This is a genomic window from Methanimicrococcus hacksteinii, assembly GCF_032714515.1.
Classification (GTDB): Archaea; Halobacteriota; Methanosarcinia; order Methanosarcinales; family Methanosarcinaceae; genus Methanimicrococcus; species Methanimicrococcus hacksteinii.
The window spans coordinates 47226-59849 of record NZ_JAWDKC010000019.1 but is presented as its reverse complement, the minus strand read 5'-3'; the positions used below and the strand labels follow the sequence as shown (position 1 = coordinate 59849).

Sequence of the window (12624 nt, the reverse complement as noted above, 5' to 3'; positions counted from 1 at the left end):
ATAAACCTGCCGATTTTGAAAAAATCAAAAAATTTATGAACCGTGCCGTTTTTCTCAATTTGAGGATTCAAATGAGACAAAAAACAGAATATGATGACGACTTTTCGATTGCAGAAAAGATGAAATTAAGAGAAAATTACGGCGCCTATTTTGATTTTTTGAAAAATCCGTTTTCTCATTTTGAGCAAAATCCATTTTTGTCTTTTATTCTCGGTTTGGTTTGTGCGGCGATTACCGTTTTCGTATTTTATGCGTTTTTTGAAAAATCATATTTGATTTCCGATTTTCCGTTTCTTTTCATCTTTCTCACGACGGAATCCGCCGTTCTTTTCACCGCTCTTGTATTCTTTTTGCCTTTCATTTATTTTGAAGAAAAACATCAAAGAAAAATTGAAATGATTGAAGAACAGCTTCCCGGATTTTTACGCGGTTTATCTGATTTAGTTGCAGGCGGTTTAACGCTTCAGGAAGCTTTGTCTGAAATCTCTCATAAAACGAATCAAATAAATGGCAAAAACAGAACCGGTTTTGAAGATGAAATCCGGCTCATCGGACTTAAAATGAAAACGGGCATCCCGTTTGAAACGTGTCTTGAAAATTTCGGAAAGCGGAATGATTCCAAACTCATCCAAAGAGCGGCATCGGTGATAACCGCCGCCGAAAAATCCGGCGGTTTGATGCATTTATCCATTGACGCCGCCGTTTTTGATATTCAGGAAGCCGTGAATTTAAAAAAAGAAAGAAATTCCAAACAATCCGTTTACGGAACCGTTTTATTCATTTCATTTCTGCTCTTTATCGGAATTGCTGTTCTTTTAATCAAACAGTTTGATTCCATGAATACTTTAACGGCTCAAACCCATGCCGCGGATTCCGCTTATGAATCCGCCGTTCTGATTTATCGGATGCTTTTGATTCAGGCATTCTTCTCGGGCCTTATGATCGGCAAACTTCAAAAAGGAAAAGCCGCCGCCGGTTTGAAATACGCGTTTCTCATGCTGCTTACCGTCTGGATTTCATTTTCAGCCGGCGGCGTTTTTTAACAAATTTCAATTTCAAAAACGTTACAATAATCTTTTTATACCTTAAATCTCTCTTTTGCTTGCAGTTTGAGATTTTCTCGAATTCGCGGCAACTGTTTTATCATTTGTTTATCGGAAAAATATATCGGAATGCTCCGATAGTGTAGCGGCCAATCATCCAGGACTCTCACTCCTGTGACTCGGGTTCAAATCCCGGTCGGAGCATTTTCTTTATTTTTGTTTCAATTCACGCATCGTGAAGGATGCGACATATGCCGTTTGCGGTTCCGCTTCCGAGCGTGATGTTTCAATCCACGCATCCGCGAGAGATGCGACAAGTGACGACAAATTCTTCTTCGACCGGTTGTTTGTTTCAATCCACGCATCCGCGAGGGATGCGACGCGTTGTGTTTGTTTCATTGTCAGGCAGGACAATGTTTCAATCCACGCATCCGCGAAGGATGCGACTAATGTAGCCGGAAGCAGCGCCAAACCCACGAAAGTTTCAATCCACGCATCCGCGAGGGATGCGACCAGTTTCTTCTTCATCTTCTTTCAACTTGTACCCGTTTCAATCCACGCATCCGTGAGGGATGCGACGTTATGAAATCAACAGATGCAATTTCCGGTAAAGTTTCAATCCACGCATCCGTGAGGGATGCGATTTCATGATCGGGAATCGCATTTTCGACATGGAAATGTTTCAATCCACGCATCCGTGAGGGATGCGACAAAACGGTTCGGGGGGCAATAATCCCGGCAGTCCGTTTCAATCCACGCATCCGTGAGGGATGCGACTCATTTCTTCTATAATGTAATGTGGTAAAAAGTGTTTCAATCCACGCATCCGCAAGGGATGCGACGCGAAAAATTAAAAATGTTTGTTCACGCCTGTGCGTTTCAATCCACGCATCCGCAAGGGATGCGACTGTAAGAGTAGGTAATAAGTCTGATATAGCTTAGTTTCAATCCACGCATCCGCAAGGGATGCGACTCCGGCAAATGCAACTTATCTTTATGTTTTTAACGTTTCAATCCACGCATCCGCAAGGGATGCGACTGTATTGCATGGGATCCAGCAATCGGAGTACACGGTTTCAATCCACGCATCCGCAAGGGATGCGACGTCTTGCCGCGGAAATTGGCGGCGCACTCGGCGAGTTTCAATCCACGCATCCGCAAGGGATGCGACATCAAAGCAGCGTGGAAGCGCGGCGAAGTTGTCAGTTTCAATCCACGCATCCGCAAGGGATGCGACTTCTATTTTCGCCCACGCATTGCCGCCGTCTACGGTTTCAATCCACGCATCCGCAAGGGATGCGACTTTTTGACGTTTCTGACGATCCGGATATTTTCACGTTTCAATCCACGCATCCGCAAGGGATGCGACGAAAACAGCGCCAGTTAATCGTGTTATTGCTGCCGTTTCAATCCACGCATCCGCAAGGGATGCGACGAGACGCTGCCCATTTCCCCATAACGTAACGATAGTTTCAATCCACGCATCCGCAAGGGATGCGACGCGGATAAATGGCTTACATATTCCGAATTTAAGGTTTCAATCCACGCATCCGCAAGGGATGCGACACGCCATTCTCGAAAAGATGGGACGGGATTCATCCGTTTCAATCCACGCATCCGCAAGGGATGCGACGACCTTATCGACCCGTTAATGAAAGAATTAAACAGTTTCAATCCACGCATCCGCAAGGGATGCGACTGCATTTCGTAGATATTTTAATTTGATTGATACTGTTTCAATCCACGCATCCGCAAGGGATGCGACTTCCCAGCAGCGCCAGTTTATCCGACGTTTTACGTTTCAATCCACGCATCCGCAAGGGATGCGACAAGACGCGCAAGAGCAACTCGTTGCGTTTTATCAGTTTCAATCCACGCATCCGCAAGGGATGCGACACAACAGGCGAGACAACGCCGGCATCTTTCAAAGAGTTTCAATCCACGCATCCGCAAGGGATGCGACCTTATTCGGAGTGGGAAAGCGTTTTAAATGAACTTGTTTCAATCCACGCATCCGCAAGGGATGCGACCTGGCTGCTCGGTTTTTGCGTTTGGTCGTCCCAGTTTCAATCCACGCATCCGCAAGGGATGCGACTTGGGTTCCTGGAAGATTCATGATGACAAAATCGGTTTCAATCCACGCATCCGCAAGGGATGCGACTGGTCCCGACGCCTTCCGTTGACATTAATGATTTTGTTTCAATCCACGCATCCGCAAGGGATGCGACTGTGTGTCATGCGACGAAATCACCGCCTTCGACCGTTTCAATCCACGCATCCGCAAGGGATGCGACGATCGTAAGCGTAAACGGTCGTCAGATTTGTTTTTGTTTCAATCCACGCATCCGCAAGGGATGCGACAAGAGTTTCAGAAATGGGCGACACTGTGTTTATTGTTTCAATCCACGCATCCGCAAGGGATGCGACGTGACAAAACAGAAAGCTGAAGTTCCGATCGTCGGTTTCAATCCACGCATCCGCAAGGGATGCGACAATGAAAGCTTCAGACATTCAATTGCCCCACAAGGTTTCAATCCACGCATCCGCAAGGGATGCGACTTGAAGATAAAATCATATAATCGGCATGATTATTGTTTCAATCCACGCATCCGCAAGGGATGCGACGGATTTTAAAGATGTCTTCGGCATAGAGTTTTTGGTTTCAATCCACGCATCCGCAAGGGATGCGACTCATTTGATTCACTCTTTATTTTATTCAAATATTGTTTCAATCCACGCATCCGCAAGGGATGCGACATGCGACATTGACCGCGCTTGACGATGAAACGATTGTTTCAATCCACGCATCCGCAAGGGATGCGACGATCAGCCGGCAGTCTTACGGATACAATACGCTTGTTTCAATCCACGCATCCGCAAGGGATGCGACATTGATTTTAATAAGTCGTCCACTTCTTTTTTTGGTTTCAATCCACGCATCCGCAAGGGATGCGACATAATCCCGAAACGGCGAACACCCGTCTTTATGAGTTTCAATCCACGCATCCGCAAGGGATGCGACGGTCATTTTTACAATATAAATTTCGCTATCAGCGGTTTCAATCCACGCATCCGCAAGGGATGCGACGCTTGCTCATTTCAGTATATCCGCTTTCTTTTTGGTTTCAATCCACGCATCCGCAAGGGATGCGACTTTTGACCGATAAAAACGGAAATAAACTCGAAATAGTTTCAATCCACGCATCCGCAAGGGATGCGACTGGCGCCGGAATGCGCCCATTTCACTGTGAATTTGTTTCAATCCACGCATCCGCAAGGGATGCGACTTTTGACATGATTTTTCCGTTTGATCAGTGGTTCGTTTCAATCCACGCATCCGCAAGGGATGCGACACGTCTTTTTCAACGCTGTATCCGGCGATTGACGGTTTCAATCCACGCATCCGCAAGGGATGCGACTTACGATAACGGCATTTACCGTGCCGATATTTTGTTTCAATCCACGCATCCGCAAGGGATGCGACCGTTTACAGTGTTCACAATTGGCTGCTGCTTCATGTTTCAATCCACGCATCCGCAAGGGATGCGACATGCGATAATTAGATGTCTGAGAACTGCTCGAATAAGTTTCAATCCACGCATCCGCAAGGGATGCGACTTGATGTCGTCTGCGTTGTCTTTGGATAATGAGAGTTTCAATCCACGCATCCGCAAGGGATGCGACTTAAATCGGCTTTGAGCGGCGTCGGGTCAAGATAGTTTCAATCCACGCATCCGCAAGGGATGCGACGCGGTTCTTGTCGTTTAGCCGGCGCGAAGATTTTGTTTCAATCCACGCATCCGCAAGGGATGCGACCCGATTGATTAAATCGGGTTGCCGTTTCCACTTTGTTTCAATCCACGCATCCGCAAGGGATGCGACAAAACAAAAATTTTTGTTTCCGCCGTTGTAAATGTTTCAATCCACGCATCCGCAAGGGATGCGACCAGATAACGGTTTAATCTGAATCAGTTATTTTTTGTTTCAATCCACGCATCCGCAAGGGATGCGACAAGTTATGTGGAAATCTCACGACAGAGGAGATTAGTTTCAATCCACGCATCCGCAAGGGATGCGACGTCAATCAAAGTTCCTTCTCGTTTCGGTGCGTAGTTTCAATCCACGCATCCGCAAGGGATGCGACATCGCAAAAATCACAAAAGAGATTGATAGCGTTTTTTTACGTGATTTTGCGAACATATTCAATAAAAAGAAAAAGGATATAACATTGTCGGAGAAAAAAATTACAAAACGTCACTATTCGGTAAATTTGCGAACATTACCGTATTTTCATGTGTTCTTTGGGTTCGCAAAAAATAATTATGCATATTTTTAAAATTTTCAAACAAATAAAAAACCTTCGGGATTATAACTTTCTTTAGCCCCAATATGCTCTACACGATTTTGCCAATTACTTCCAAGATTATAATAACGGATACTATCCGTTTGAAGGTCCATAATTGATTCTAATTTATATTTAAGTTTTGCAAATTGGGTCGGATCAATTAAACATTCAAAAACAGAATTTTGAACACGTTGACCATAATTCTGGCATTCTTTCGCGATTTTTCGAAGCCTTTTTTTTCCTTCTGATGTCTCAGTATTAACATCATATGTAATGAGCATTAACATTTCAAATTCCTTTTTACTTGTATAAAAACGGTGGATATTCTTCTAAATCTCCGCGAATATAACGGGCTAAAAGAAGAGCTTGAACATATGGAACAAGACCCCATTCGATTTTTTCATTTAAAAAAGGGTGTGTTATTTCTTCTTTCTTTTTCTCTTGCCATTCTTTGAGTACTGTCATACGCGTTTCATCTTTCATCAAAACACCGCCGCTTTCTTTGGTTATAAACCCTTTCGAATTGACTTGTTTCCTGTTTACTAATGATAACGCAACACGATCAGCCATCACAGGTCTGAGCTCTTCCATTAAATCTAATGCCAGTGAAACTCTTCCGGGTCTGTCTCGATGAAGAAAACCAACATATGGATCAAGACCTACAGATTCTAAAGCTGCCCGTATATCATTTGTTAACATAGAGTATAGAAAAGAAAGTAAAGCATTCATGTTGTCTAAAGGAGGTCTGCGATTTCTTTCAATTAAATAAAAATTTTCTTTTTGGTGAAGAATTAAATGATCTAATGACTCAAAATAAGCTTTGGCACAAGTTCCTTCAATTCCTCGAATTGTGTTAAGGGCTTCAGCATTCCTGATTTTTTCAATACTGTTTTCCAATATATCGGCACCAGTTTCAATTGCATAAATATTTAATTTTTCAGAATGGTCTCTGACGGCTCTTTTAAGAACAACGCGACTGTTAAATATTTTCCCTAAAATCATGTTCCGTGCAATTTTAGCTGATTCGGTTTCATTGTCAGAATATCTATATTGCTGTTTTCTAAGAAGCACATTTCCTTGAATTGAACCTAAAACTCTTCCTTGAAACCTGCCGTTTGGAGTGAAAAATGAAATTCCGATGTTGCGTTCACCGCACAATTGCATTAATGCCGGACTGACGCCTTGATAATTAAAACATACAATGCTTTCAATTGTATGGATTGGAAGACGCTTAATTTCTTTTTTATCTTTTGAAACGACAATATTATCGCCGTCTTTTGAAAGATAAACATCAGGTTGTAGGACGTAAAAAACATTTTGGAGTTTTTTCATAATTCCAACTCCCGCATTTTATTATATTATATAAATTAAGTTCAAATTCTCATTTCAATTTATTAATTCTTAAACTTCATTTATCATTTTTAGATTTTCATTAATGTACTCTTGTACATTTTTTCTCTTTGAAAACGATTCAGGAAGACACATATCATAAAACGAACAATTTTTGCATCCATTTTTTCGCTCTGCCGGATAAGATCTTCCTGCTCGAAACGCCTCATGCATTTCCAAACATAAAGATCGAACCTTATTTCTCAGTTCTTCCGTTAGCTGAACTTCTTCGCGCCGTCGTGTCTTGTGATAAAACATATGCCCTGTCGGTATGTTGACATGAAGCATTTCCTCTAAACACATACATTGAGCACATAATTGAACAATATCAATATCATTCACCTTTTTGCTTCCGTGTTTATATTCAATCGGAATCGGAATATATTTTCCGCTTCTTCCGGGAAGATTTATTCCGTTTTCATTTTTATGAAATTCGACAACATCACATTTTCCGGATAAACCGAGTTCATACGATACAATTGGAACTGCACGAGTAACAATCACATCATTTCGCATTTCGATGAAGGTTTCATCATCAGCTTTTCTATGAAGGTTTTGCCCCTCAACTGTTAATTTGTTATCAATCCATTGATTTTCAATGACAATGAATGCCCATTGTCTTTTACAGAAAGAAAAATGCTGGATATTGGAAAGCATTAACAGTTCGTCTTGTGTGTATAACATAAAATGTTCTCGAATAAGTTTTAAGAATTAATATTTCGAAAAATATTTATTATAAATAGCATATTGATAACCTTTACCAATTATAAAAATTTTAGTATATATTACCAGATTAATTTGTTAAATTATAACCATTTTAGGACAATAATTATGAATCATACTTTAGCTCATTTTAAAAAAACTGAAGACGGCAGAGTTGATCATTTATTGTCAGATCATCTCTTTTGCGTTTCATCTTAGGCTGAATCTTTTGCAAATATTTTTGAAAACGGGGATTGGCTTAAAACCGCAGGAATGTGGCACGATCTTGGAAAATTTAATCCGGAATGGCAAACTTATCTTTTAAAAAGTAATGGCGAATATGAAGAGAACGAAAAAGAAGAACTTGATTCAAACAAAATACAAGTTTATAAAAAAATTGATCATTCGATTGCAGGAGCAATTTATTGTTCAAAAATTGCTTCTGAGCAAAAAATTCCATTTCCCAAATCTGAAATTGTTTTAGGATATTTGATTGCAGGTCATCATACGGGACTTCCGGATTGGGACGATTGCGGCTCAAAAGGAAAAACTTTGCCCGAAAGGATTGCAGAAGAAGAAGTATTTCATCATTTGGATAAAGCATTAAAAGGAAATATTCCGGATGAAATTTTGTCTGTTTCGTTTCCGAAATCATCTCCTTGTAATATGCCAATTTCTCAAGAAGAATTGCATTTGTGGATTCGTATGCTTTATTCTTGTTTAGTTGACGCAGATTATTTAGATACGGAATATTTTATGTCACCGAATTTGACAGAATTGAGATCTCAATACAAAACATTGCCGGAACTTAAAGAGTTGTTTGGTAACTATATGATTCAAAAAACGTCCGCAGCAAACCGTTCCGTAGTGAATGAAGAACGGCAAAAGATTTTGAATGAATGCCGTGAAAAAGCTTCACTCGAACCGGGATTGTTTACACTGACCGTTCCGACAGGCGGCGGAAAAACGCTTTCTTCAATGGCCTTTGCATTAGAGCATGCTCTTTTGTATGGGAAAAAAAGAATAATTATTGCCATTCCTTATACAAGTATTATTGAACAAACCGCGGCCGAATACAAAAAGATATTTGGCTCAGAAAACGTGATTGAACACCATTGCAATTTGGAACCCGAAAAAGAAACGCTTCAATCCAAACTTGCAACTGAAAATTGGGATGCCCCGATTGTTGTTACAACAAATGTTCAACTTTTTGAATCGCTTTTTGCTTCTAAAAGTTCAGCGTGCCGAAAATTACATAATGTTTCAAATTCCGTAATTATTCTTGATGAAGCTCAAACACTTCCGCCGGAATATCTGAAACCCATTCTTATGAGTGTCAAAAGTTTGTCACATTGTTTTAAAACATCAATTGTTTTATGCACAGCAACCCAACCGGCATTAACCGGAAATATCGGGTCTGAAATAGCCACATTTAAAGTATTTGGTGAAAAAGATGTACGAGAAATCATTGCAGATCCCCCTTCCTTCTTTCAAGCTTTTCAACGTGTGCAAATAGAAGTTTTTGGAAGTTTGACTTCTCCTCCATCTTGGGAAGAGATTGCTGAAAAATTAATTGAATATGACCAAATATTATGTATTGTCAGTTCTAAAACGGATTGTTCAGACCTTTATGATTTAATGCCGGAAGGAACAATTCATTTATCAGGGTATATGTGTTCTCGTCATCGAAGTCAAATCATTCAAGAAATAAAATTAAAACTTCAACAAAATTTACCGGTTCGTGTTATTTGCACACAAATAATTGAAGCAGGAGTAGATATTGATTTTCCGGTTGTATTTCGGGCACTTTCCGGTCTTGACCGTATTGCACAAGCTGCAGGACGTTGTAATCGCGAAGGAAAACAAACGATTGGAAAAGTCTGTGTATTTAAATCTCCGACAAAAGCACCGCGCGGTCTTTTAAGAAAATCAGAAGATTCCGGATTTGAACTTTATTCGTACAATCCTGAAAAATATACTCAACTGAACCCGGAAAATTTTGAAATTTATTTTAAAAATTTTTATTCAAAAGTCAATAATTTTGACCAAAAAGAAATAAATGAGTTGCTTATAAAAAACGCCTGTCTGTTGAAAATCCAATTCCGAAAAGCTTCAAATGAATTTAAAATGATTGATGACTCGAACCAATATGCAGTTATTGTCAAATATTTCGATAAATTTGAGAATAATGAATTTGACGAAGGGCAAAATAGTAATAAAATTTATGAAAAACAATCTGCGGATGTTGAGAAATTGATTGAAAAGCTTCGTTGGGGCGGTCCGACCAAATATCTGATGAGACAACTTCAAGGATATGCTGTAATCATTTACGAGAATCAATTGGAGCAGATGAAAAGAAATGGAATGATTGAAGAAATAAACGGTATCTATGTTCAATGTTCGGAACATTTATATGATTCGGTTAAAGGTCTCCAAGTTTCAGAAGAACTAAAAACCGATGATTTTTTTGTATAATCCTAATTATTTTTATTTAATATCCTATATTTGGATACTTGATTACTGAATTAAAAGAAAGGAGGAAAATATGGAATATTTCAATAAAACATTTTGTCTTGAAGTTTCCGGTGATTTTGCATGTTTTACACGTCCCGAAATGAAAGTCGAACGTGTGAGCTATGATATTATGACGCCTTCTGCAGCACGTGCAGTTTTTGAGGCAATATTTTGGAAACCTGCAATAAAATGGAATATCAAAAAAATTGAAATTTTAAAACCGATTTCATGGATATCTGTTCGGCGAAATGAAGTTGGGTCTGTCATGACAACGAATTCTAAAAACAATGGTATTATTATCGAAGATTCCAGACAGCAACGAGCCGGATTGTTCTTAAGAGATGTAAAATATCGGCTTTATGCTGAGCTTGAATTCATTCCGCTGCAAAAACGCGGTAAAGTTCATAATCCGTTACCGGAATATTTGATTGATGCGGAAGAAGAAGTTTCAACTGAACAACGAAAGGACGAAAATCCTGGTAAATACAATGCAATGTTTGAAAGGCGTGCAAAAAAAGGTCAATGTTTTAATCAGCCTTATTTGGGCTGCCGCGAATTTTCTTGTTATTTTCGGCTTGTTGAAGAGTCTGAATTGAATTCCAAAGATTTGGAAAAACCGATTGATATGAATCAAGATATGGGTTTTATGCTTTATGACATGGATTTCACAAACCCTGATGATCCAAACCCTGTTTTTTTCCGAGCTAAAATTGAGAATGGTATTCTTGATATTCCTGAATGGGACAGTCCGGAGGTTCGGAAATGATTCTTCAGGCACTTTACGAATATTATCAACGGAAAGCAGCTTTGCCGGACAGTCAAATCGCTCCAGAAGGATGGCAGAAAAAAGAAATTCCTTATATCATTGTTTTAGACGCTGATGGGCGATTTATCACAATCGAAGATACAAGGGAAGGAGAAGGAAAAAATATAAGAACAAAACAGTTTTTAGTACCTGCCGAAGTTAAAAAGACAAGTGGAATAAAAGCAAATCTCCTTTGGGGCAATGTCGAATATGTTTTTGGAATTATAACCCCTAAAAATGAAAAGGAAGCGAAAACGAAAAATAAAATAGACAAAGAAAAGTTAAGAGTTGTCGAAAAACAAAAAGCATTTCTTGAAACTTTGCGACAATCTTTTCCGGATGAAAGGTCAAAAACAATCATAAACCCTGTTTTAATTTTTTTAGAAAACGATCCTGTATCTAAAATTATGGAAAACGAATCTATTAAAGATACATGGGTACAAGCTTTTGAAAACAATGCAAATTTAACATTTAGAATTGTTGAATCTGAAAATATTATTTGTAAATCTTTAGAATATGCTATAATACAATTAACATCTGAAAATGAATCAGATGTAGAAGGAATTTGTTTGATTACAGGCGAACAAAAACCTATTGCACGATTACATCCGTCAATTAAAGGAGTTTATAATGCACACCCCTCAGGCGCAAATATTGTTTCATTTAATCTTGATTCTTTCGGATCTTACGGAAAAAAACAAAATTTTAATGCCCCTGTCTCTGAAAGTGCAGCCATTGCATATACAACGGCTTTAAATGAACTTCTCGGAAAAGATTCAAGAAACAAAGTTCAAATTGGAGACACAACAACTATTTTTTGGTCACAGAAAAAAGATGAAATTGAAGATATTTTTCCGTGTTTGCTTTCTTCACAAGATGATCCGGATGCAGAGATAAGAGCTGTTGAACAATTATACAAACGTGTTTATACGGGTGCTCAACGATCAGAATCTAAGAACAAATTTTATATTTTAGGATTAGTTCCAAATAAAGTGCGCCTTTCGATTCGATTTTGGCATCAAGGATCAATTCCAGAATTTGAAATGAAAATCAAACAGCATTTTGATGACATTGAAATTGTCCGTTCTGAAAATGATGTAGGTAAATATGCTTTATTTTGGATTCTTTCGGCGATGACTCAAGAAAAAAAAGTTGATAATTCACCATCGGGATTTGGCAAACCTGAATACAAACAAGGGACGATAGCTCAAAAAAACAAAATTGATAATTTACCGCCGAATCTTGCTGGCGCAATTGTTCAATCCGTTATGAACGGAACTCCGTACCCTGTTACAATGTTGAATCAAACAATTCGGCGAATCCGAGCAACTCAAAAAATAACTCGCATTCAGGCAGGAATTTTGAAAGCTTATTTAAATCGATATTACAGAACACACCAAACAAATGAGGAGGAAATAAAAGTGTCACTTGATACAAACAACATGAACGTCGGATATCGTCTCGGCAGACTTTTTGCAGTGCTTGAAAAAATACAAGAAGATGTAAATCCTGGTTTAAACACAACAATTAGAGACCATTATTACGGTGCGGCTTCATCCACTCCCGTAACTGTTTATCCGCAATTGTTAAAACTTAAAAATTATCATCTTGCAAAACTTTCGAATCCCGGAAGAAAAATTTGGTACGAAAATATATTGGGAGAAATTTTCAACGGAATCGGAAACGATATACCCTCTCACCTTTCAATGGAAGACCAAGCACGTTTTGCAATCGGTTATTACCACCAACGACAAGATCTCTTTACCAAAAAGGAAAAAATTGAAACGAACGAAAATTGCGAAGAATGAGTTTTGACTAGTGAATAA

7 protein-coding genes, 1 tRNA gene and 1 CRISPR repeat array are annotated in these 12624 nt (G+C 39.1%); of the genes, 5 read left to right on the top strand and 3 right to left on the bottom strand.

Annotation, left to right across the window (positions count from 1 at the left end; all coding sequences use genetic code 11):
* Positions 1-71: 71 nt before the first annotated feature.
* On the top strand, positions 72-1043 hold the full coding sequence (locus MmiAt1_RS05950) for a type II secretion system F family protein (RefSeq protein ID WP_318785974.1): 972 nt from the start codon (positions 72-74) through the stop codon (positions 1041-1043).
* 131 nt (positions 1044-1174) lie between these two features.
* Positions 1175-1247: transfer RNA gene (locus tag MmiAt1_RS05945), tRNA-Glu, on the top strand.
* Between the two features lie 79 nt (positions 1248-1326).
* A CRISPR array of direct repeats spans positions 1327-5187; the repeat unit is 32 nt; unit sequence GTTTCAATCCACGCATCCGCAAGGGATGCGAC.
* 197 nt (positions 5188-5384) lie between these two features.
* On the opposite strand, the gene cas2 is transcribed toward MmiAt1_RS05945, so the two are convergent.
* From cas2 to cas4, 3 genes are all read right to left on the bottom strand, one after another.
* Positions 5385-5675, bottom strand: coding sequence for a CRISPR-associated endonuclease Cas2 (gene cas2, locus MmiAt1_RS05940; RefSeq protein WP_318785973.1), 291 nt, complete (start codon positions 5673-5675; stop codon positions 5385-5387).
* Between the two features lie 13 nt (positions 5676-5688).
* The gene (gene cas1c / locus MmiAt1_RS05935; RefSeq protein ID WP_318785972.1) at positions 5689-6720 is read right to left on the bottom strand and encodes a type I-C CRISPR-associated endonuclease Cas1c; all 1032 of its coding nucleotides are present in this window, start codon (positions 6718-6720) and stop codon (positions 5689-5691) included.
* A gap of 69 nt (positions 6721-6789) precedes the next feature.
* Positions 6790-7461, bottom strand: coding sequence for a CRISPR-associated protein Cas4 (gene cas4, locus MmiAt1_RS05930; RefSeq protein ID WP_318785971.1), 672 nt, complete (start codon positions 7459-7461; stop codon positions 6790-6792).
* 255 nt (positions 7462-7716) lie between these two features.
* On the opposite strand from cas4, the gene cas3 reads away from it, so the two are divergent.
* From cas3 to cas8c, 3 genes are all read left to right on the top strand, one after another.
* Positions 7717-9954, top strand: coding sequence for a CRISPR-associated helicase Cas3' (cas3, locus tag MmiAt1_RS05925; protein ID WP_318786027.1), 2238 nt, complete (start codon positions 7717-7719; stop codon positions 9952-9954).
* A gap of 70 nt (positions 9955-10024) precedes the next feature.
* Positions 10025-10759: a type I-C CRISPR-associated protein Cas5c gene (gene cas5c / locus MmiAt1_RS05920; protein WP_318785970.1), complete on the top strand. Its 735-nt coding sequence runs from the start codon at positions 10025-10027 to the stop codon at positions 10757-10759.
* The gene (cas8c, locus tag MmiAt1_RS05915; protein WP_318785969.1) at positions 10756-12606 is read left to right on the top strand and encodes a type I-C CRISPR-associated protein Cas8c/Csd1; all 1851 of its coding nucleotides are present in this window, start codon (positions 10756-10758) and stop codon (positions 12604-12606) included. The genes cas5c and cas8c overlap by 4 nt, the downstream gene beginning before the upstream one ends.
* The last annotated feature ends 18 nt before the right edge of the window (positions 12607-12624 follow it).

Bases quoted from the DNA above. Each gene is read 5' to 3' on its own strand.
- MmiAt1_RS05950 (WP_318785974.1), top strand. From the start codon at position 72: ATGAGACAAAAAACAGAATATGATGACGACTTTTCGATTGCAGAAAAG.
- cas2 (WP_318785973.1), bottom strand. From the start codon at position 5,675: ATGTTAATGCTCATTACATATGATGTTAATACTGAGACATCAGAAGGA.
- cas1c (WP_318785972.1), bottom strand. From the start codon at position 6,720: ATGAAAAAACTCCAAAATGTTTTTTACGTCCTACAACCTGATGTTTAT.
- cas4 (WP_318785971.1), bottom strand. From the start codon at position 7,461: ATGTTATACACACAAGACGAACTGTTAATGCTTTCCAATATCCAGCAT.
- cas5c (WP_318785970.1), top strand. From the start codon at position 10,025: ATGGAATATTTCAATAAAACATTTTGTCTTGAAGTTTCCGGTGATTTT.
- cas8c (WP_318785969.1), top strand. From the start codon at position 10,756: ATGATTCTTCAGGCACTTTACGAATATTATCAACGGAAAGCAGCTTTG.